Annotated in this window: 28 protein-coding genes and 1 pseudogene; 12 read left to right on the top strand and 17 right to left on the bottom strand. The window is 70.3% G+C overall.

The genetic code is table 11. The features are described 5' to 3' along the window. Positions 1-1,197, top strand: a 1,197-nt coding sequence (locus O3W51_RS37685) for a DEAD/DEAH box helicase (protein ID WP_269288544.1), incomplete at its 5' end; no start/stop codon positions are given. A 114-nt stretch (positions 1,198-1,311) separates the two neighbouring features. Here O3W51_RS37685 and O3W51_RS37680 read toward each other — a convergent pair. Further along, a complete protein-coding gene (locus tag O3W51_RS37680; RefSeq protein WP_138355249.1) occupies positions 1,312-1,752 on the bottom strand; it encodes an STAS domain-containing protein in 441 nt (146 codons plus the stop codon). Between the two features lie 255 nt (positions 1,753-2,007). Between O3W51_RS37680 and O3W51_RS37675 the strand changes: the two genes are divergently transcribed. The 3 genes from O3W51_RS37675 (at position 2,008) to O3W51_RS37665 (ending at position 3,680) form a co-directional block, all read left to right on the top strand. Further along, complete coding sequence (locus O3W51_RS37675; RefSeq protein ID WP_269288542.1) at positions 2,008-2,352, top strand: MerR family transcriptional regulator; 345 nt, start codon at positions 2,008-2,010, stop codon at positions 2,350-2,352. A gap of 81 nt (positions 2,353-2,433) precedes the next feature. After that, positions 2,434-3,153 carry a hypothetical protein gene (locus O3W51_RS37670; protein WP_198357508.1) on the top strand — a complete coding sequence of 240 codons (720 nt, stop codon included), beginning with the start codon at positions 2,434-2,436 and terminating at the stop codon, positions 3,151-3,153. After that, on the top strand, positions 3,150-3,680 hold the full coding sequence (locus O3W51_RS37665; protein WP_269288541.1) for a SixA phosphatase family protein: 531 nt from the start codon (positions 3,150-3,152) through the stop codon (positions 3,678-3,680). The genes O3W51_RS37670 and O3W51_RS37665 overlap by 4 nt, the downstream gene beginning before the upstream one ends. 30 nt (positions 3,681-3,710) lie before the next feature. Here the strand turns inward: O3W51_RS37665 and O3W51_RS37660 are convergent, their stop codons facing one another. Continuing rightward, positions 3,711-4,130, bottom strand: a complete 420-nt coding sequence (locus tag O3W51_RS37660) for an SAV_915 family protein (RefSeq protein ID WP_269288540.1) — start codon at positions 4,128-4,130, stop codon at positions 3,711-3,713. A 332-nt stretch (positions 4,131-4,462) separates the two neighbouring features. Here O3W51_RS37660 and O3W51_RS37655 point away from each other — a divergent pair, with 332 nt between their 5' ends. The 3 genes from O3W51_RS37655 (at position 4,463) to O3W51_RS37645 (ending at position 6,882) form a co-directional block, all read left to right on the top strand. Continuing rightward, complete coding sequence (locus O3W51_RS37655) at positions 4,463-4,708, top strand: hypothetical protein (RefSeq protein ID WP_269288539.1); 246 nt, start codon at positions 4,463-4,465, stop codon at positions 4,706-4,708. Further along, positions 4,705-6,054 (top strand): diaminopimelate decarboxylase, encoded by a 1,350-nt coding sequence (gene lysA, locus O3W51_RS37650; protein ID WP_138355254.1) that lies wholly within the window; start codon positions 4,705-4,707, stop codon positions 6,052-6,054. The genes O3W51_RS37655 and lysA overlap by 4 nt, the downstream gene beginning before the upstream one ends. A 243-nt stretch (positions 6,055-6,297) precedes the next feature. Then, positions 6,298-6,882 carry a universal stress protein gene (locus O3W51_RS37645; RefSeq protein WP_138355255.1) on the top strand — a complete coding sequence of 195 codons (585 nt, stop codon included), beginning with the start codon at positions 6,298-6,300 and terminating at the stop codon, positions 6,880-6,882. 7 nt (positions 6,883-6,889) lie between these two features. On the opposite strand, the gene O3W51_RS37640 is transcribed toward O3W51_RS37645, so the two are convergent. After that, positions 6,890-7,246, bottom strand: coding sequence for an amphi-Trp domain-containing protein (locus O3W51_RS37640; RefSeq protein ID WP_138355256.1), 357 nt, complete (start codon positions 7,244-7,246; stop codon positions 6,890-6,892). A 492-nt stretch (positions 7,247-7,738) separates the two neighbouring features. On the opposite strand from O3W51_RS37640, the gene O3W51_RS37635 reads away from it, so the two are divergent. Both O3W51_RS37635 and O3W51_RS37630 read left to right on the top strand, forming a co-directional pair. Then, positions 7,739-8,065: a carboxymuconolactone decarboxylase family protein gene (locus O3W51_RS37635; RefSeq protein WP_269288537.1), complete on the top strand. Its 327-nt coding sequence runs from the start codon at positions 7,739-7,741 to the stop codon at positions 8,063-8,065. Positions 8,066-8,210: 145 nt separating this feature from the next. Further along, a complete protein-coding gene (locus tag O3W51_RS37630; RefSeq protein WP_138355258.1) occupies positions 8,211-9,827 on the top strand; it encodes an MFS transporter in 1,617 nt (538 codons plus the stop codon). 139 nt (positions 9,828-9,966) lie between these two features. On the opposite strand, the gene O3W51_RS37625 is transcribed toward O3W51_RS37630, so the two are convergent. The 5 genes from O3W51_RS37625 to O3W51_RS37605 form a co-directional block, all read right to left on the bottom strand. Beyond that, positions 9,967-10,743, bottom strand: a complete 777-nt coding sequence (locus tag O3W51_RS37625) for a hypothetical protein (protein WP_138355259.1) — start codon at positions 10,741-10,743, stop codon at positions 9,967-9,969. Beyond that, positions 10,740-11,324 carry a SigE family RNA polymerase sigma factor gene (locus O3W51_RS37620; RefSeq protein WP_138355260.1) on the bottom strand — a complete coding sequence of 195 codons (585 nt, stop codon included), beginning with the start codon at positions 11,322-11,324 and terminating at the stop codon, positions 10,740-10,742. Before O3W51_RS37620 ends, O3W51_RS37625 begins: the two co-directional genes overlap by 4 nt. Positions 11,325-11,444: 120 nt before the next feature. Next, entirely contained in the window at positions 11,445-11,969 is a 525-nt protein-coding gene (locus tag O3W51_RS37615; protein ID WP_232485099.1) for a DUF4291 domain-containing protein, read from the bottom strand. An 18-nt stretch (positions 11,970-11,987) separates the two neighbouring features. After that, a complete protein-coding gene (locus O3W51_RS37610) occupies positions 11,988-12,464 on the bottom strand; it encodes an NUDIX domain-containing protein (protein ID WP_269288535.1) in 477 nt (158 codons plus the stop codon). Further along, the gene (locus tag O3W51_RS37605; protein WP_138355262.1) at positions 12,461-13,204 is read right to left on the bottom strand and encodes a helix-turn-helix domain-containing protein; all 744 of its coding nucleotides are present in this window, start codon (positions 13,202-13,204) and stop codon (positions 12,461-12,463) included. The genes O3W51_RS37610 and O3W51_RS37605 overlap by 4 nt, the downstream gene beginning before the upstream one ends. Before the next feature lie 333 nt (positions 13,205-13,537). Here O3W51_RS37605 and O3W51_RS37595 point away from each other — a divergent pair, with 333 nt between their 5' ends. Then, positions 13,538-13,750 (top strand): hypothetical protein, encoded by a 213-nt coding sequence (locus O3W51_RS37595; RefSeq protein WP_164298834.1) that lies wholly within the window; start codon positions 13,538-13,540, stop codon positions 13,748-13,750. Continuing rightward, entirely contained in the window at positions 13,750-13,986 is a 237-nt protein-coding gene (locus tag O3W51_RS49050; protein ID WP_138355264.1) for a DUF7848 domain-containing protein, read from the top strand. Before O3W51_RS37595 ends, O3W51_RS49050 begins: the two co-directional genes overlap by 1 nt. Before the next feature lie 468 nt (positions 13,987-14,454). On the opposite strand, the gene O3W51_RS37590 is transcribed toward O3W51_RS49050, so the two are convergent. The 7 genes and pseudogenes from O3W51_RS37590 to O3W51_RS37560 all read right to left on the bottom strand — a co-directional run bounded on the left by O3W51_RS37590 (position 14,455) and on the right by O3W51_RS37560 (position 17,938). Continuing rightward, positions 14,455-14,715, bottom strand: a complete 261-nt coding sequence (locus tag O3W51_RS37590) for a DUF7683 domain-containing protein (RefSeq protein ID WP_138355265.1) — start codon at positions 14,713-14,715, stop codon at positions 14,455-14,457. Positions 14,716-14,931: 216 nt separating this feature from the next. Further along, the gene (locus tag O3W51_RS37585; RefSeq protein WP_194445645.1) at positions 14,932-15,243 is read right to left on the bottom strand and encodes an RNA-binding protein; all 312 of its coding nucleotides are present in this window, start codon (positions 15,241-15,243) and stop codon (positions 14,932-14,934) included. 181 nt (positions 15,244-15,424) lie between these two features. Then, the gene (locus O3W51_RS37580) at positions 15,425-15,739 is read right to left on the bottom strand and encodes a hypothetical protein (protein ID WP_138355266.1); all 315 of its coding nucleotides are present in this window, start codon (positions 15,737-15,739) and stop codon (positions 15,425-15,427) included. Between the two features lie 243 nt (positions 15,740-15,982). Further along, on the bottom strand, positions 15,983-16,267 hold the full coding sequence (locus tag O3W51_RS37575) for a hypothetical protein (RefSeq protein WP_232485100.1): 285 nt from the start codon (positions 16,265-16,267) through the stop codon (positions 15,983-15,985). Between the two features lie 18 nt (positions 16,268-16,285). Beyond that, a pseudogene (locus O3W51_RS37570) lies at positions 16,286-16,468 on the bottom strand (DUF4291 family protein); the annotation flags it as partial. 35 nt (positions 16,469-16,503) lie between these two features. Further along, positions 16,504-17,445 (bottom strand): AEC family transporter, encoded by a 942-nt coding sequence (locus tag O3W51_RS37565; RefSeq protein WP_138355267.1) that lies wholly within the window; start codon positions 17,443-17,445, stop codon positions 16,504-16,506. Between the two features lie 217 nt (positions 17,446-17,662). Continuing rightward, positions 17,663-17,938, bottom strand: coding sequence for a helix-turn-helix domain-containing protein (locus tag O3W51_RS37560; RefSeq protein WP_138355268.1), 276 nt, complete (start codon positions 17,936-17,938; stop codon positions 17,663-17,665). 66 nt (positions 17,939-18,004) lie between these two features. On the opposite strand from O3W51_RS37560, the gene map reads away from it, so the two are divergent. Next, on the top strand, positions 18,005-18,772 hold the full coding sequence (map, locus tag O3W51_RS37555) for a type I methionyl aminopeptidase (RefSeq protein ID WP_164298838.1): 768 nt from the start codon (positions 18,005-18,007) through the stop codon (positions 18,770-18,772). A 6-nt stretch (positions 18,773-18,778) separates the two neighbouring features. Here map and O3W51_RS37550 read toward each other — a convergent pair whose 3' ends face one another. Both O3W51_RS37550 and O3W51_RS37545 read right to left on the bottom strand, forming a co-directional pair. Next, positions 18,779-19,135, bottom strand: coding sequence for a hypothetical protein (locus O3W51_RS37550; RefSeq protein WP_138355270.1), 357 nt, complete (start codon positions 19,133-19,135; stop codon positions 18,779-18,781). Positions 19,136-19,222: 87 nt separating this feature from the next. After that, positions 19,223-19,603 carry a winged helix-turn-helix transcriptional regulator gene (locus O3W51_RS37545; RefSeq protein ID WP_138355271.1) on the bottom strand — a complete coding sequence of 127 codons (381 nt, stop codon included), beginning with the start codon at positions 19,601-19,603 and terminating at the stop codon, positions 19,223-19,225. Between the last annotated feature and the right edge of the window lie 35 nt (positions 19,604-19,638).

Genomic DNA, 19,638 nt, shown 5'->3' with positions numbered 1-19,638 from the left:
CTGGCCGGCCGTGACGTCCTCGGCCGGGGGCGTACCGGCTCCGGCAAGACCCTCGCGTTCGGTCTGGCGCTGCTCTGCCGCACCGCCGGACAGCGTGCCCAGCCCCGCCAGCCGCTCGCCCTGGTGCTGGTGCCGACCCGTGAGCTGGCCCAGCAGGTCACCGACGCCCTGACCCCGTACGCCCGCTCGCTGCACCTGCGGCTGGCCACGGTCGTCGGCGGTATGTCGATCGGCCGCCAGGCCAGCGTGCTGCGCGGCGGCGCCGAGGTCGTCGTGGCGACGCCGGGCCGGCTCAAGGACCTGATCGACCGGGGTGACTGCCGGCTGGACCGGGTGGCCATCACGGTGCTCGACGAGGCCGACCAGATGGCGGACATGGGCTTCATGCCGCAGGTCACCGCGCTGCTCGACCAGGTGCGCACCGACGGCCAGCGGATGCTGTTCTCGGCCACCCTGGACCGCAACGTCGACCAGCTGGTGCGCCAGTACCTGCACGACCCGGTGGTCCACTCGGTGGACCCGTCGGCCGGTGCGGTCACCACGATGGAGCACCACGTGCTGCACGTGCACGGCGCCGACAAGCGCGCCACCACCACGGAGATCGCCGCCCGTGACGGCCGGGTGCTGATGTTCCTGGACACCAAGCACGCCGTCGACCTGCTGACCCGCGAGCTGCTGGCCAGCGGTGTGCGCGCGGCCGCGCTGCACGGCGGCAAGTCGCAGCCGCAGCGCAACCGGACGCTGGAGCAGTTCAAGACCGGCCACGTGACCGTGCTGGTGGCGACCAACGTCGCCGCCCGCGGTATCCACGTCGACAACCTGGACCTCGTCGTCAACGTCGACCCGCCGAGCGACCACAAGGACTACCTGCACCGCGGCGGCCGTACCGCCCGCGCGGGGGAGTCCGGTGTGGTCGTCACGCTGGTGCTGCCGAACCAGCGCCGCGACATGACGCGTCTGATGGCCGACGCCGGCATCACGCCGAAGACGACCCAGGTCCGTTCCGGCGAGGCCGAGCTGACCCGGATCACCGGTGCCCAGGCCCCGTCCGGTGTTCCGGTCGTCATCACCTCCCCGGTGTCCGAGACCGCGAAGCGCAGTGCCGCCTCGACCCGCGGGCGCCGCAGCCGTACGGCCCAGGCTCGTCGCGCCGGTGCGCCGGATCGTTCCTCCAGGCCCCGTACGACCGCCGTCTGACCGTTGCCGGCCAACGGCCGGCAGCACCCCGAATACCGCCGGGCCCCACTGACGAGTGGGGCCCGGCTTTTCGTTGTCGCTGTCAGGCGGAAGGGCCGTCAGGCGGAGGCGTCGTCAGGCGGACGCGTCGCCTGTGCGCGGCTCGGGCGGAGCGACCGGGAGCAGGGCTTCGCCCACCCCGTCGGCGAGCGTCAGGACCTGGTCCGCACCGGTCAGTTCGAGCGTGCGCAGCAGTTGCGGGCTGACGTCGGCGAGGACCAGGACGTCCCCGCGGTCCTGCAGCGTCTGCCGGATGGTGAGCAGCAGGCCCAGCCCGCGGGAGTCGCAGAAGGTGAGGCCGGCGCAGTCCAGTACCAGGCGGGACCGGCGGGTGTCGCCGTCCTGCTGGGCCGGCAGCTCGCCGTTCCCGGCCCGGCCGTCCTGCCGGGCCCGGAGCAGCTCGGCCACGGCGGTCGCCAGGACGTCCTCGCTGTCGAGGTCGAGCTCGCCCGCCAGCGCGAGTACGTCGACATCCCCCTGGCCGTGGCGTACGGGCCGCACCTGCAGCCGAGTCATGGTCGTCTCCCGAAGATCAAGATCGAGGAAATCTGGGTGTGCTCACGTCGCCCCCACCCCGCCTTGCCACGGGTCGGCCGACTCCGTGGCGAGGTAGCGCGAGGGAAGCGTACCTGGCTTCCCGGCGTGCGTAAATCTGCCTCGGCCACGATAGACATTTCCCGATCGGGTTGTTAGGTTTTCTGACGTAATGCAGGACGTCGGTGATCTCCGGCTGTCGCCTCCCCCGAGTGGGCTGTCCGCCGCAGAGGTGCAATGACCCCCAGAACCCGTACGAACACGACCGACAGGTTCGACGACGACGACTACCCCGCCTACACCATGGGCCGGGCCGCGGAGATGATCGGCAGCACGCCCGCCTTCCTGCGGGCGCTGGGTGACGCGCGGCTGATCACCCCGCTGCGTTCGGAGGGCGGCCACCGCCGCTACTCGCGCTACCAGCTGCGCGTCGCCGCCCGCGCGCGCGAACTCGTCGACCAGGGCACGGCCATCGACACGGCGTGCCGCATCGTCATCCTGGAGGACCAGCTCGAGGAGGCCCTGCGCCTCAACGAGGAGCTGCGCCGCGGGGCCGGCGGCCCGCCGCCCGGGGACGGCTGACCGTCCGGGCGGCGCATCCGGGCCGGACGGGCCGGTGCGGGCCCGTGCCACGACGGCGCCGGAGCGCCTAGGGTCGGTGCTGTGCTGAGCATCGTGGATGAACTGACCGGCCCTGGTCCGCTGCGGATCTGCGCCCATGCCCCACAGGACGGCGATCCGGGCGATCTGACCGGACTGCGGGTGCTCCTCGTCGCCGATGTGCTGGCGCGCGTCGTCGAGCTGCGCGGCAGGGCGGTGCTCATGGGGTGGACCGGACCGCAGGTGCCCTCCGCCGACGGGGCGGGCATCCGTCCGGCCGACGCCACCGGCACCCTCGAGGAGATCACCGAGACACTGGGCGGCCCACCGGTCGTGCACATCACCCATCGCGCCTACGAGGGCGCGGGCGGCGCCAGCCTCCGCGTCGGCGAGGCGAGCGCCACGGGACCGGACCCGGTGGACGGGGACATGCTCGCCGTGCGCGTGTTGCTCCTCGGCCACCCGCACCACGAACCGATCGCCGTCACGTCCGAGGAGATCGCCGTGGCCGGCCGCCTGCTGGCCCGCTGGCGGCGAGCGGTGGCCGACTGGGCCGAGGAGCCGTCCAAGCCGATGGCCGCCGACCTGGTGCGAACGGCCCGGGCCACGCTGGAGGACACCCTCGACACCTCCGAGGTGCTGCGGCTGCTGCGCGGGCTGGAGACGGCCGGTGAGGTACCGTCCGGCGCCAAGTTCGAGACCTTCGCGCATCTCGACCGGGTTCTCGGCCTGGAAGTCGTCCGCGAGATCGGCCGCCCGCGCTCCGCCGGGGCACCGGCATGAGCGGGACGCGGCGACTGGTGATCCTGCGGCACGCCAAGTCCGCCTGGCCCGACGGCGTTCCCGACCACGAAAGACCGCTGAACCGGCGCGGCCTGCGCGATGCCCCCGCCGCCGGCCGGTGGTTGGACGAGGCGGGCCGGCTGCCCGACCTCGTCCTGTGCTCCTCCGCCCGCCGGACCCGCCAGACCTGGGAACTGGCCGCCGCCGAGCTCGACGGCGCTCCACCGGTCCGCTACGAACCGCGCCTCTACGCGGCGGACGACGACGATCTGCTCGACGTCGTCCGCGAAGTGGCCTCCGATGTCGGGACGTTGCTGCTGGTCGGCCACAACCCCGGCCTCCAGGAACTGGCCCTGCTGCTCGCCGGCGAGGCGGCCGGCGACACCCTGGAGCGCGCGCGGACCAAGTTCCCCACGTCCGGCACCGCCGTGCTCACCTGGAGCGGACCGTGGTCGGCCCTCGAGCCGGGGTCCGCCCTGCTGACCGACTTCGTGGTTCCGCGCGGGCGGCGTGAGGAGCGTTCCTGACGGCGGGCGGCCGGAAGGGCGTTCCCCGCCTCAGCGGAAGGTCCCGGCGGCCGCGACGGTCGCCGGGGTCGCGACGCTTCTGACGGGTTCAGCGGCCTTGACGGGTCCGGCCGTTCTGACGGGCGCGGTGGTTCCGAGGTGCGCGGTGGTTCCGACGGGCCTGGGAGCGGGGGCGACCAGCGACGGGTCGACGGTGAGGGCGGTGACGCCCAGCGGCGCCCCGAGCTCGTGCAGCGCGGACGCGGACAGTCTGATCCACTCCTGGCCGGCGCCCAGCGCCGCGACGAGCCGCTGCTCGGTGGTGAAGGCGACGGCGGTGCGGCCGCCGAGCGGGGTGCGGAAGAAGCGGGCGCTGCAGCCCGCGGAACCCGGCCGGACAGGGACGAGAAGTGGTCCGGCCGGGATGCGTTCGGAAGGTTCGGGATCCTCCGCGTACTGGTGCTCGACCATCACAGTGCTCCTTGAAAGAGGCGAAGCGTACTCCGGCGTGATCGCCGGCGCCGCTCCGATGAAGGTATCCCCGCGCGGGGGGTCGTCGATCACGCTCCTTACGGGGGCTTGATGCGGACACCGGCCCCTTTGACGCGCTCCTGACGGGCAGCTGACGGGGCGCGGAGCGGCGTCCTGAGGCCTGCGCCGTCAGGGGCGCATCAAAGCTCCGGCCTGCGCGTCAAGCACGCGTCAGGGAGGGAGGCGGGGCCCGGACCTGCGGGCATAGCGTGATGGCAGTGCTCCCGGCGATCACGCCGGAGAGCAGCTCGTCTCCCTTCCGGAGGACCGCCATGTGCCTGTGCCAGTACGAGGACGAGGACGAACCGGAGCCGACCGAACGGATCGCGGCCGGTTCCTTTGTCGTCCCGGCGCCGTCGGACCAGCCGGCTCCGTACGTCCGCACCACCCTCTGCGCCCGGTCGGCCCCGGCGTACCCCGCCGCCGGCCCTGACGTCGTCGCTCCCGCTCCCGTCAAGACCCTGGCGCCGGACAACTGGCGCCACGCGGACCGCACGACGCCGGCGCGCTGCGCATGACCGCCACCTCGCTCGTACCGGCCCTGGCCACGGCGCCGGCGGTGGACCCGTCGTCGCTCGTCGTCTGGCCCGCCTCCGCCCGGCCCGCCGCCCACGGCGATGTCACCGTCGCGTGCGTCTCGCTTGCGGAGGCGGCCGACCGCTTCGGCACCCCGCTCTACGTCCTGGACGAGGGTGAGATCCGCGACCGCTGCCGCACCTACCGCGCCGCCTTTCCCGAGGCCGATGTGATCTACGCGGCCAAGGCGTTCCTCTGCCGTGCCCTGCTGCACTGGGTGGAGGAGGAAGGCCTGGGCCTGGACGTCTGCTCGGCGGGCGAGTTGGAGCTCGCCGTCACCACGGGATTCCCGCCCGAGCGGATCGTCCTGCACGGCAACGCCAAGAGCCCCAAGGACCTGAGCGCTGCCGTACGGCTCGGCGTCGCGCGGATCGTGGTCGACAGCGCCTCGGAGATCAACCACCTGGCCGTGCTGGTGCCGAGGGGCACCCGGCAGCAGGTCATGGTGCGCGTGGTGCCGGACGTCTCGGCGGGCGGCCACACGGCCGTCAGAACCGGCACCGACGGGCAGAAGTTCGGCCTGTCGATCACCGACGGCTCCGCCGAGGAGGCCGTCGACCGGATCCTCGGCCGGCCCGAGCTGGAACTGGTCGGCCTGCACTGCCACATCGGATCCCAGATAGCCGACGTCGAGCCGTACATCACGGCGTTGCGCCGGCTGATCGGCCTGATGGCGCGGATCCGGGACGACCACGGCGTCGCCCTGCCGCAACTCGATCTCGGCGGCGGGCACGCGGTGGCCTACCGGCCCGGCGAGGACGTCCTCGACGTGGCCGCGCTCGCCGCCCGGGTCCGCGCCGAACTCGCGGAGGGCTGCGCCCGCGCCGGGCTGCCGGTGCCACGGCTCACCATCGAGCCGGGACGGGCGATCGCCGGCCCGGCGGGCGTCGCGCTCTACCGCGTGCTGTCGGTCAAGGACACCGGCGGGCAGCGCTTCGTCGCCGTGGACGGCGGCATGAGCGACAACCCGCGGCCCGCCCTGTACGGGGTGCGCTACGCGCCCCGGCTCATCGGCCGCGGCTCCACCGCCCCGGTGCGCCCGGTCACCGTCGTCGGCCGGCACTGCGAGGCCGGTGACGTCCTCGCGGCCGGTGCGGCACTGCCGGACGACGTCCGTCCCGGCGACCTGCTGGCCGTCCCCGTCGCGGGCGCCTACCACCTGTCCATGGCCTCCGGCTACAACCTGGTGGGCCGCCCGCCCGTCGTCGCCGTCCACGACGGCACCGCCCGGCTCCTGGTACGCCGCGAGACGCTGACGGACATGAGCCTGCGCGACATCGGTCTGTAGGACGCGTCAGCCAGGACCCGTCAGCCAGGAGCCGTCCGTCTGGACCATTCCGTCAGGACCCGTCGTCCTGCCGCGTCCGGGCGTGAGGCTGTCAGAGGGCCGTCAAGGATCCCGCCGGCCGTATATCGGGTCCGTCAAGGGATGCCGCTGCCCGCGCTTCGCGGGGATCCACTGGAAGGACAAGGAACCGGGGCGCAGGGTCCACGGTTCACCGGTCTCAGTAGAGAAGGAAGCGAAACCACCATGGCCGAGGCCACGCGGATCATCGTCGGCGTCAGCGGATCGCTGAGCAGCCTGGCCGCCCTGCATCGCGGCGTCGCCGAGGCGCGCCGCTCCGACGCCCTCCTCGTGCCGGTGCTCGCCTGGGTGCCGGTGGGCGGCGAGATCGCCTACCGCAGGACGCCCTGCCCGCCGCTGCTCAAGGAATGGGAGCGCGCGGCCGGCAAGCGCCTGGACACCGCCTTCGAGCAGGCCCTCGGCGGCTACCCCAACGGCCTGCGTATCCGGCCGCTGATCGTGCGTGCCGGGGCCGGTCAGGCGCTGGTGCGGATCGCCGACCGGCCGGACGACCTGCTCGTGGTGAGTGCGGGCCGCCGCGGCCCGCTGACCCGGATGTTCCACGGCTCGGTGGCCCGCTACTGCCTGGCCCACGCCAAGTGCCCGGTGATCGCCGTACCGCCGTCCGACCTGCTGGAGACCCTCGAACGCGCGGGGCGCCACGGGTTCCCGTTCCCCAACACCCGCTTCGGAGCGCGCTATGCGACGCGGCGCCCCGACGAGATGAGCCCTGTGGGTGAAGATCCGTATCGCCCGTCATCAACCTCATGACGGTTTGTCAGGCCCGGCGGGCCTTCTTTCGCGTCGCGGCCTTCGCTGTGCCCGCGGCCTTCGCTGTGCCCGCGGCCTTCGCCGTGCCTACGGCCTTCGCCGTGCCCGCGGCCTTCCGTGCCGGCTCTTTCCTGCTCGACCTGGTCGACCAGGTGAACTCGATCTCGAGCTCGATCTCCCCATCGCCGATCTCGACCTCGATCTCGCTGCGAAGGTCGTCGGCGATCCGCAGGCTCAGCGTTCCCGGGCTGAGTTCAAGTTCGGCATCCTCACCTTTCCTCAGCGCGGCTGCGAGTGCTGTGAGCTGGTCAGCCGCCTCAAGGCGTGTCAGTGAGCGCTTCTGCTCGAACTTGAGGTCTTTCATGGGTGTCTCCGATCCGGAAACGGGATGGGCGTCGGGCGTCGTATCAGGGCCATGCGCGGGCGCGTAGGGAACACGTCGTCCTCAGCGATGGCGGCGATGCCCACGAAGATCATTACCGCGCGTCCGCGCTCGGCCGCCCGGCCTACTTCCAATGTCGACCCACCGGGATCACTCCGCACCTCGGGGTGCCTGACCGACAGCGCTCGATGAGCAACTCGCAGCCCATCTGTGCAGGTCGGAGCGGTGTCGTAACGCATACGGCGACGACGTGACCGATCACGACAAACGGGCTCTCCCCATCCGGGCCCGCACCTGGTCGGACGCCTGCACCCATGGCCCGGCGGACCATGCGCCCCCATGCGGGAGCCCACGATGGGTTCTACGATTGGGGAAGCTTCACGCTCGCGGAACGCGGTTCTCTCCGCCTCATATCTCCCTCTCTCCCTCGAGATATCTCCCTGAAGCTCGAAACTCACCAGGAGGCCATGCGACATGTCCACTGCGTCGGAAACCCCTGTCCTGGACACCCTTGCTGCCATGACGGTCGACTCGATCGAGCGATGCGGGATGGCACCCGACATGTTCATCGTCACGCGTATCGCGGCACTCGCCGCCTCGGATGCCCCGCCCATCTCTTACGTGGCGCATATCGACCCCGCACTCCAAGCCGGTCTGACCGCCGAACAGGTGCAGGACATCCTGGTCGCCATCGCACCCATCGTCGGCACCGCCCGTGTCATGACGGCAGCAGGCAACATCGCCACGGCGCTCGGCATCGCCATCGCCGTCGCCGATGCCGAGATGGACGCCCAGGGCTGAATCTCCGTCCGCTCGTCCCGCCGCAGCAGCAGTCGATGTCCGAAGGCACTCCGCCGACCTGAGTCCACCAACCGGTCCACCAACCGGTTGACCTCCGTGGTGGGTCGCGGGTCCGCGCTCCGGGACAGCTGGGACGATTCGGCCCATGGCATCCAAGGCAGGAACCGCCGCGAGTTCGGCAACGGCGCGAATCGTCCTGCTGGCACTCGCTGCCGGCCAGTTCCTGATGGCGCTCGACAGCTCGGTCATGAACGTCTCCATCGCGACGGTGGCCGAGGACGTGGGCACGACGGTGACGGGAATCCAGGGTGCCATCACGGCCTACACCCTCGTGATGGCGATGTTCATGATCCTCGGCGGCAAGGTGGGGGCGCTGATCGGCCGCAAACGCGCGTTCATGATCGGCTGCGTCATCTACGGCTGTGGCTCCCTGACCACGGCGATCGCACCGAACCTGCCCGTGCTGCTGTTCGGCTGGGCGTTCCTCGAGGGGATCGGGGCGGCACTGATCCTGCCCGCCATCGTGGCACTCGTGGCGAGCAACTTCGTCGCCGAGCGCCGTCCCGCCGCTTACGGTCTCGTCGCGGCCGCAGGGGCCGTGGCGATCGCGGTCGGGCCGCTCATCGGGGGTGTCGCGACGACGTACTTCTCCTGGCGATGGGTCTTCGCCGGTGAGGTCGTGGTGGTGCTCGGCATCCTGGTGCTTGCCGCCCGCATCGTCGACACGCCGATCAGCGAGCGGCCGCGCATTGATCTCGTGGGCGCCGTGCTCTCCGCGCTCGGGCTCGGGATCTTCGTCTACGGCGTACTCCGCTCGGACGAATGGGGCTGGTTCCAGCCGAAACCCGACGCGCCCTCGTGGCTCGGGGTTTCGCTGGTCGTGTGGCTGATGCTGGCCGGCCTACTGCTGATCTGGCTCTTCCTTCGCTGGGAGGCCCGCATGGTGGAGCGGCACAGGGAACCTCTCGTCGACCCGGCCATGCTGCACAACAGGCAGCTCACCGGCGGACTGACCATGTTCTTCTTCCAGTACCTCGTTCAGATGGGCGTCTTCTTCGTCGTACCGCTCTATCTGTCCGTCGCCCTGGGCCTGTCCGCGCTCAAGACCGGCGCCCGCATCCTGCCGCTCTCCGTGACGCTGCTGGCGGCCGCGATCCTGATTCCGCGCCTCTTCCCGGATGTCTCGCCGCGGCGGGTGGTGCGGCTCGGGACCCTCGCGTTGCTCGCGGGCGCGGTGATCCTGATGGCCGCGCTCGACGCGGACGCCGGCGCGGAAGTCGTCACCATTCCCCTCCTGTTGATCGGACTCGGCATGGGCGCGCTGGCCTCCCAGCTCGGGTCGGTCACCGTGTCCGCCGTGCCCGAAGCCCAGAGCTCGGAAGTCGGCGGCGTTCAGAACGCCGTCACCAACCTGGGCGCCTCGATCGGTACGGCGCTCGCCGGGTCGATCATGATCGCCGCGCTGTCGACGTCGTTCCTGACCAGCGTGGAGCAGAATCCGGCGGTCCCGGCCGACGTCAAGAGCCAGGCGGCTGTCGAGCTCCAGAGCGGCGTACCGTTCTTGTCGGACGCCCAGCTCAAGTCCGCCCTCGGCGACGCCGGCACGAGCGCGAAGGTGACTCAGGCGGCACTCGACGCGAACGCCGACGCCAGGATCGACGGCCTGCGCGCCGCACTCGCCATCCTCGCCTTCAGCGCTCTCCTGGCGATGTTCTTCACCTCACGGATCCCGACGACCCAGCCCCGTTCGACGGAGCCGTAGCGGGCGACCTCGACGGCGGGTTGAGACCGAGTGCGGGGCCATCGCGGGGCTGGGACGGTCCGGTGAGGAATCCGCTGAGCAGGACCGGGGCTGTTGCCGTGATCCTTGCGTCCACGGACGGTCCACGGACGTGGCCGGATCAGAAGGGAGCAGTGCCGATCTCCTTGCCCTGGGCGTCCCGCAGTTTGATCTCGGAGGAGTGGTCGGTGCCCTGGGTACCCGGCAGTCCCAGGGCGAAGTAGGTCTGGGTCAGGCCCGGGAGCCGGAAGGTCGGGGTGCTGTAGTGCACGCCCTTCCAGACACAGTCCACCGACTTCACGCTGGGACTGACCTGCCCGATGGTCACCCACCCCACGGAGCCGTGGCCTGACGGAGCGTCGATCGTGTAGCCGGTGGTGCTGACGCCGCCGTCCGAATTGGCCGGCTGCTGGTCGCAGCCGAACATGCCGGCTGTGCCGGTGTCCGGGCCGGTCGCTGCCACGACCGCGGTGCAGGAGGTGCCGCCGCCGGCGTGCACCAGCCCCAGCTTCCAGGGGACGCCCGCGATCTTTCCCGAATGTTCGGGGAAGGTTCGGTAGATCGGGAAGGGCGGATCCTGCGGCGTGCGCGGGGCCTTCGTTGTCGTGATGCTCGGCCGGGGGATCGCCGGGGCCTTCGGGGTCGTAGCGGCCGGTGGGGACATCGGGGTGGCCGTGGTGCCCGCGGAGTTCGCCTGCGCCGCCAGCCAGCCGCCTCCCCCCAGCACCGTCGCGACAGCTACCGCCGAAAGCCCCAGCAGGGCCCGCCGCGTCCGACGTTGCCGCCGGCCGGAGGTCACGATGGCTCCCAGCGGCACCCGGCCCACCTCACTGTCCTGCGACAGCCGCTCGAACACCGCTTTCAGACCGTCCTCGGTAGGGCTCGTGGGGTCGTTCATGACTGTCCTTCCGAAGGGTCGAGCCGCAGCGCGGGATCGAGCCGAAGCTTGGCCAGTGCCTTGGAGGTCTGGCTCTTCACGGTGCCCACCGAGCAGCCCATCGCCGCAGCGACCTGCGCTTCGGTCAGGTCCGACCAGAAACGCAGCACCAGAACCGCGCGCTGCCGCGGCGGAAGCGCCGCCAGCGCCCGGTTGACCGTCACCCGCCACGCGGCGGCGGGTGCGAAGTCCACCGAGGCGGCCGCGCTCGCCTCGGTCCGGCGGTCCCACGCCACTTCCCGCACCCGACGCCGACGCATCCGGGTGCGGTGCGCATTGACCAGGACCCGATGCAGATAGGCGTCCACGTCCCGCGCCCGCGACACCTTGTCCCAATGGGCATAGCAGGACGCCAGAGCGGTCTGGGCCAGATCCTGCCCGGCGCCGACATCACCGGTCAGCAGATAACCGGTCCTGACGAGCGATGGCCACCGCCTCGCCGCCAGCAGGTCGAAATCCGGTATCCCCTCACCCTCCTCGACCGGTTCCGCAGCAACTCCGGGGGGCGCCGTGCCACGCGCTTTCACGTTGAAGATGCTCATGACCCCCTTAGAGTCACGCGACACCGCAAATGGTTGCCCGGTCACCTCAGATCACCGACTGAGCGGTGCCGCGGGCACCACGAGGAGCGCGCCGGCGGCACTGAACCGCTGCCCCTGGCTCTACGGCAGCAGCGGCGCCAGGAGTTCTTCGCCGGCGGGGTAGGGGAGTTCGGCGGGCAGGAGCCGGTCCGCGGTGTGCAGGTCTCCGGCGCGTACGAGGGTGTGGATCTCCTGGGCGAGCGGCGTCACGTCGGTGATGGTGACCGTCCACTCGTCCGCGTATCGGCGGGCGGCGTCGCCGGTGAGGCCGAGTTGGAGGGAGCGGTACGGCAGCGGCTGGAGGTGGAGATCGCGTTCCGGGTCCCATTGGACGCGGGCGGGGGAGCGTTTGAGGTCGCGCTTCCAGGTGGCCAGGTTGGGTTGGAGCCCACGCTCGTAGTGGGAGAGGCAGGCATGGCGCAGCGCCCACTCGAAGCCTTCACGGGAGATTTCGACGGCGAGTACCGTCTCCTGGTCCTCCTTCATGCCCCAGCCGCAGCGGTACATCATCCAGAGGAACGAGGGCTTGATCCACGTCAAGCCGCGTTCATAGTCCCTTTCGGACTTGGACCGAGAGGATGTCCTCGTGCTGGATGCGCCTGCCAAGGGAAACGTCGTGCGACATCAGCCCAGGTAGGGCTCAGCGCGGTGCTCCATGAAGTGGCGGATTCGGAGCTGCTGAGTGTGATGCATCGGAAGCTCGGCAATCTCAGCCTGGGCGATGAATCGGAGCTCCGTCGACTCATCCGACATGGCGAGTCGACCACCGACGACTCGGGCGGTGAAGCAGACGTTGAACTGCCGTCGTACTTCGCCGTCCGAGTAGGCGATGACGTGCCGCGGGTCGGTGTACGTGCCGACAAGCCCGGTGATCTCCACGTCGAGGCCGGTCTCTTCCTTGACTTCACGGACGGCGGTACCGGGAAGCGAGTCCGTCATGTCCATACCGCCGCCTGGCAAGGCCCAGAGGTCGTTGTCCGTCCGCCGCTGAAGCAGGATGCGACCCTCCTTGTCGGTGACGACAGCGGACGCTGCCACGACCAAGCTGTTGGGCTTGGGCGCTTTGGGGTCGTCGTAGTACTCAGTCCGGCTCGCGGTCACGTCTCCTGTACCTGCGTCGCTGTCGCCCACACCGCATCGAAGCTTCCCGCGTAGGTGTCGAACATTCCACCATCGCCGTGCCGGCGGAGGTGCCAGACGGGTGCGCCGTATGCGTTCACTCCCCAGACATGGGCATTGATCAGGGCCTGGTCATCGGCGCGATACAGCGAGTTGTACAGGGTGGTCCCGTGCGTCCGGACCTCGATCCCGGGCACGCCGACGAGTGGCGTGTAGTGCATGAGGGCGAGTCGGCAGCGTGATTCGATGCCGTGCCCGAAGCGTTCCTCCTGGCCGCGCTGCCGGACGTTGGGATCGTCCGGATCCCCAATGGCGATGCGAACCGCGCAGCCATCGGCGGCTCGCTCCCGCAGAAGCTCATTGAGGCGGGGATACGCCTCGTGCAGAAAGATGGCGGCGTACACCAACACGTCGATCTGCTCGTGTGCCTGCGACAGCATGTCGACGAACGTCGACGCGGGAATGTCAGCGCGCTGGTCATAGAGCGCTACCAGTTCGGGACTGACTGCTCGGGCAGCACGGGCCTGCCTGAGCGCTGGCCACAGAGCGTGCACGTCTTCTCCTAAGGTCTCTGCCGCCAGCATGGCTGTGACGCGGCGTGGTGTGCGGCCGAGATTGACCCATCGCTCAACGGACTTCGGGTCCACCTCGGCCTTTACCGCGAGGGCGGCGTATGTCCAGCCTCCGGCTGCCATGGCGGCACGTAATCTCTCGTTCGGCATCTGAGTCTCTCCCCACCTGACGGGACGGCACTAGGGACGTTCTACCCGGTGTGGGACGTCCCGAAGTGGGTTTTGGGGGAGGTTCCAACGTCCTGGTGATGCGCGTGATGATCCCGGCATGAGCAATGACGGGATTCCTGAAGTCGGCGCGCTGGCAGTGGATACAGCCAAGCGGCGCACGGGCCACGTCATGGGCCGCGTAGGCCCGTACATCCAACTGCGGCCAGTCGGCGGTGGAACGGAATGGGGCGCCTGCCCGGAGGACGTCAAGCCTGCCGGGACTGACGGTCAGACTGGTACGCGGGTCGACGACGCGAGCAGCGTTGAGGACCGGTGGTCGTGATGGCCCGCGTTGCGGCGCTGAGGGTACAGCGCGGGGACCGGGTCAGTGTGCGCGGTCAGTGGCGAGAGGTGAAGGCGGTTCGTTCGGACCGGTTTGCCTCGGGTGGCCTGGTAGTCGTGCTGGTCTTCACCTCTGGTCTGGCCCTGCGGCTCAATGCGGCGGACGGCCTGGCGGTCGAACGTGGTGGCCGGGGGCTGCGGTGATGGTGGGCAGGGCGGTCTATCGGTACACGGATTGGTCGCTGGCCACGGACACAACGGCTAGCGGCCCGATCTATGCGGCGGAGTGCACTTCGTGCGGCGAGGCGTCGGCGGCAGCGGATGAGCAAGAGGGTCCGGAGGTGTGGTGCTTGCGCCATGCCGGGCTCACCGGGCACACGGGATTCCGTGGCGTGATCACGAGCTTCTTCCGGGCCTCGCTGGTGGAAGGTCCACGGTGAGGGGCGTGGGTGCGCGCGAGCGGGTGGCGTCAGCCGCGTTCGTGCTGGAGGTCTGGTGGTGGCGCCACGTGACGGATCGCAGGTTGTTCCGCTTGCTGGATGGGGAGCGTGCCCGGATCGCTGCCGGGATGTCCGATGCCCGCGCGCAGGAGGGTCTGCGGAGGTTGCCGGGCGGGTTCGCAGAGCTGGTGCGGCCGAAGCGCGGGAGGGTCGCTCCCTGCCCCCATAGGTCGGGCCGGGGTCGTCGTTCCGGGAAGGTCCGGCGGCTTCCGTTCTTGACCTTCCCTGGCGCAGCGATGTCACCGTGAGTTCGAATCTCACATCCTCCGCAGCCAGAGACACCAAGTCGGCCCCCGACCAGGGACATCGGTCGGGGGCCGTTCTCATGCGTGTTGCCTGCGGGCGACCGTGGTTCCCCGTGGTTCCCCGTGGCTTCCCGGCAGATCGGGCACGGAAGGGGCACGGGGATCAACGCTGGGCGCTGGCCGAGGTCTGGTAGTCGAGGGTCGCGTCAGGGGGGCCACAATGCAAGATCGCGTCGACTGCGGCCCAGTCGCTGAGAGGCACGTCGTAGCAGTAGAGCATCCAAGGATCGTCCGGGTCCGGAGTGATCACTTCTCGGAGTTGGATGATCTGCTCGCGGCTGATCGGGCGCTCAGTTCGCAAGAACTCGTCGTCCTTGCTGAAGCCGTCCAAGGACCAGACGACGGACGGTTCATCTATTGCCATGCACCGAGCCTAACGGCGCCCTCGGCCTGATCATGCGGTGCCCGCCACGCTGCTCTTGGCTGCCATCCCGTCTGCCGTCGTCCCGCTTTGTCGTATCCGCTGTGGCATCTTGAGGAACATGATCGAACCCGATTGACGCGCGCGCCCGGCGTCAGATCGAGCGCAGCGACGTCGGTCAGCTTCGCACGGTCCTGAGACGGCCCGCGAGACAATCCTCTACGGACTCACCCATTCGTCCAGCCTGAGCTTCACCTGGTGATTGTGGTCGGCATGCCAGATCACCTGACCGGTGACTACAGCGCCCATGCGGGGTAGATCCATCTCGGGTGGCATGAGTGTGACCTCCGCCAACCCCACTGCGTTTGGCACGCCATCTATCCGGACAAACACGCCGAAGCGTTGGCGACCGATGACCTGGCAGCTGATCGTTGCTCCTACCGGGAGTGCGAACACGGTCGCCGGCCAATCTCGGCGAACGTCCTCTTCGGCCGGGATTCCGGGCCCCGCCGGCCACGCGTACTCAGACATGGGCCGATCATGCCAGTGCGAGGCTGGCCTGTAGAGCCCTAGTTTGGAAGACCAGGGATGCGGATGCTGGCCGACCTGGGAAGCGTCTGACCTGCCCCAGAGCGGAAGCGTCGCCGGGATTCCCCGCGAATCTCCGCCGCTTCCCGCCGGACCGGGCACGGATCGGGCAGGGGGTTGCTTGCTAGTAGCGCAAGCGAGCTTCATCTCCGTCGATGGTGAGGATGTACTCGGTGAGCGGGGTGCCGCCCCCGGCTGGAACGAGCGTGAGCCCAAGATCACGGATGGGCCTCAGGACGCGCATCATGGCGGTCCCCTCAGGATCGGGCCCGCGTAGAGCCGCGAAGGCATCAAATAGCGGCCTGATCGGCTCCCAGGCCGGCGTGGGAGCGAAGCGCAGGAGAAACCTCGGCTGGTCGACGTCATATCCGGTGAGCCGGCCGAGTAGCGTCTCGCCGTCCATGAGATCCCAGTCCGACGTTTGCCAGTGCTCGTTCATATTGCCCCCGGTTGTCTGAGGCACATCCGCTGTGGGGGAGCGCCGAGGTGCGGATCATATGAGTTCGGCCGGTGGTGCCGGGCCACCCCTTGACGGCTCGGAGACGGCCCGGGTGGATCAGCTCGTTCGGCGGCGGGTTTGTACGCACCTCCGCTTCAATGTCCACCATGGAACTCCGAGAGGAGTGCCCGTGGACGGCTGACAACCACAGGGCCGACGATGGTATGCGCCGCGTCTGAGTGGTCAAGGAGACCAACACCCCATGCAGGCCATACCTGTGGACACATCCCGGCTCGGCGTACTGCGGTGCGCGGTGGCGCCGGAGGCCTCCCGGCAGATGCTCTCCTGGCGCTCCACGCCGGTCTGGTCGTCGTCGTTCACATGGGAGATCCGGCAGTAGATCGCGGCCGGCTCCCCTTCCCAGTCGGTGCGGCTCTTCTTCGTCCGCTGTGGTCCGGCTGCCTGGTTGGCACGCAGCGCGCGCCGCAATCGTGCTTCGGACTGCTGGTTGTTGGTGTCGGGCGTCATGGAAAAAGACTATGAGCGCGGCTTGATCCACGTCATCCGGTCCCGTTGCCAGGCCGCCGGGAACCGGCCGGTGCTCGCCGCCGGGAGTCCGATGTGCGGCGAGTACGCCTGGTAGACGGTGACGGTCGTCTCCGTGTGCAGTGCGCGGATCCGGTGTTTCGGTTCGGCCAGGAGGTGTTTCGGTTCTTCCACGGGATACAGGGTGCGGCCACCGGCCGCGGGGGCGCCAACGGTTTCTACGGGTGGGTCGGGCCCAGGGTCCAGTAGACGACGGACAGGGTGGCCATCGAGACGAGGGTGGAGACCATCACGGAGTCGCGGGCGAGATCGGTGTCCAGGTCGTACTGGCGCGCGTAGATGAACGCGTTCTGGGCGGTGGGCAGCGCGGAGCAGAGGACCACGGCGAGCAACTGGTGCTGCGGCAGGTGCAGAAGGAGGCCGCCGACCGCCAGGGCGATGAGGGGCTGAACGAGGGTCTTGAGCACGACCGTCACGCCGACCTCGGTGAGCCGGCCCGTGCCGGTCGCGGCCGGGCGGCCGTGCAGCGACATGCCGAGGGTGACGAGGGCGGTGGGAACGGCGGCCGCGCCGAGCAGTTCGCAGGAATGGCCGAGGGCCGTCGGAAGCTGCCAGCCCGCGGCGGAGACGACGGCGCCGAGGGCGGAGGCCATGATGATCGGGTTGCGCACCGGCATCCTCAGCATCCGGGTGAGGCCGCCGCTCCTCCAGCCGGCGCCGGTGCCGGCGTCGAGCAGGGTCAGGATGAGGGGGGATATCAGCAGCACCTGGAAGAGCAGGATCTGGGCGACGAACGAGGCGTCTCCGAGTACCTGCAGGGCCACCGGGATCCCGAGGTTGGCCGAGTTGACGTAGCCGGCCGCCATGCTGCTGATCGCCTGGTCGGCGAGCTTGTGGTGGAAGAGCCGGCGAGCGGCCAGGAGGCCGAGGGCGCAGACCACGACGGTGCCTGCGGCGAAGGCGATCATCGAGGTGTTCGCGAAGGTGTCGAGGCGCGCCTTGGAGATCATGACGAACAGCGCGGCCGGCATGGCCACATGGAAGACGAACCGGCCGAGGACGGGTTCCGCCTGCTCGCCCAGCAGACCCGTGCGGCTGACCAGGTAGCCGGCCGCGGTGAGTATCCAGATCGGGGCGAAGCTGGAGAGCAGGGAGGGCATGAATCCTCGGGTCCGGTGGGTCACGGGCGCGGCCCGAAGGGGCCGCGGGTCGGCGGTTTGCCGCCGTCCATGATCCCCGCCCGCTTCCCGGCGCCTCCGGCAGGGCATGCCTGAGGGCGCCGCCGCGCCGACCCGCCGCCGCGACCCGCTGCCGCGCCGCGCCGCCGCGCCGCCGCGCCGACCCGCGGCGGCTCCCGTCGACCCGGCCGGCCCCGGCCTAGGCCGTCAGCGCCTCGGGGGCGTCCTCTGCGCTCTCCGCGCACGCGGTGACCAGCTCGTCCAGGGAAACGTCCAGCGCGGCGGCCAGCGCCGCCACGGTGAAGAAGGCCGGGGTCGGTGCCCGGCCGGTCTCGATCTTGCGGAGGGTCTCCGCGGACAGTCCCGCCGCGGCGGCGACCTCCACCATGCTGCGGTCGCCGCGGGCCCGGCGCAGCAGCGCGCCGAAGCGCTCACCGCGTTCACGTTCCCAGGGGGTCAAAGGAGTTCTCACCATGACCGTGATACTAATACCGGTATAAGTATTGGGCATCATCGAGGTCATCAGTCAGGGGTCAGCAACATGGTGGAGATCAAGACCGACGCGGCGCTGGAGGCGATGCGCGAAGCCGGGCGCGTCGTGGCCCAGGCGCTCGGCGCCGTCCGCGCGGCGGCGGCCGTAGGGGTCCGGCTGCGGGAGCTGGACGTCGTGGCCCGTGACGTTCTGCGCGCGGCCGGGGCGCGTTCGCCGTTCCTCGGCTATCGGCCGGAATTCGCCCCGGTGCCGTTCCCCGCGGTGATCTGCGCCTCGGTCAACGACGCGATCGTGCACGGCATCCCCGGCGACCACCGGCTGCGCGACGGCGATCTGGTCAGCATCGACTGCGGAGCCGAGCTCGACGGCTGGACCGGCGACGCCGCCATCAGCTTCATCGTCGGCACGCCGCGTCCCGCCGACCTGCGGCTCATCGACGCCACCCAGCGGGCGCTGGACGCCGCCATAGCGGCCGCCGTCCCGGGCAACCGGATCGGGGACATCTCGCACGCCGTCGGCACCGTCGCCAAGGCGGCCGGCTGCGGGATGCCCGCGGACTTCGGCGGCCACGGCATCGGCCGCCGGATGCACGAGGATCCGGGGGTACCCAACCGCGGCCGTCCCGGCCGGGGCTTCCCGCTGCGGCACGGTCTCGCGCTCGCCATCGAACCGATGCTGATGGCGGGCGGACGTGACGACTACCGTACCGATCCCGACGGTTGGACGCTGCGCACCGTCGACGGCAGCCGGGCCGCCCACATCGAGCACACCGTCGCCGTCACCGCGGAGGGCCCCCGCGTCCTCACCCTGCCCTGACCCGGGTCAGGGCCGCAGGTCGCTGTGCCCGCAGACCCAGGCCAGCGCGTCGTGCACCCCCTGGATGTAGTCGCGCGGGATCGTGCGCTGGGTGGCGTCCGCCAGCTGCACGACCGCGGCGTCCGCCTCGGCCGTCAGCAGGGGCAGATCCGGTGCCCCCTCGCACGAGGCGCCCGTGACCGGCGCCGGGTCGCCGCGGCCCAGCGCCCACAGGTAGCCCGTCAGGGCGCCCCGGGAGAGCTGCGTCTGCTGGGCCGGCCCCGCCCCGACGGCCTCCAGGGCGTGAAATGCCTCCTCGACCTCGGCCAGTGACCTGGTGCCGACGGTCTGTTCCTTGTGCGGCTCTGCGCTGGGAAACCTCATACCTGTACGTATGTCCCCTCCCGCGCCGCTGATGTGTGCCCGGGCGGGGGACAGGATCCCGTCCGGGTAGACCGGCCCGTCCGGTGGTCAGACACACCCGGCCGGTGCGTCCGGCTTGACGGTGTCGAGGTGGGTCTCCACCCACGCGCGCAGCACGCCGAGCGGCACGGCCACACCGCGCCCCAGCTCCGTCAGTTCGTACTCCACATGCAGCGGGACGGCCGGGTAGACGGTGCGGTCGACGAACCCGCTGTCCTCGAGCCGGCGCAGGGTGCTCGTCAGGACCTTGGGGCTGATGCCCTGGAGGCGGCGCTGCAGTGCGCCGAAGCGCTGCGGCCCTTCCTCCATCGCTCCGATCGCCAGCGCCGTCCACTTGTTGGCCAGCAGGTCCAGCACGTCGCGGCACGGGCACAGCGCGGCGTAGACGTCGTGCTGTGCGTGGTTTCCTGTCGTGCACGCGATGGTCATGGCCACTGCCTTTCCCGGTCGTGGAGGGTGGGCGA

Origin of the sequence: Streptomyces sp. H39-C1, from assembly GCF_027158125.1 — a bacterium.
Taxonomy (GTDB): domain Bacteria; phylum Actinomycetota; class Actinomycetes; order Streptomycetales; family Streptomycetaceae; genus Actinacidiphila; species Actinacidiphila fildesensis.
The sequence above is the reverse complement of the archived record's forward strand: the minus strand, read 5'-3'. Positions and strand labels throughout refer to the sequence as shown.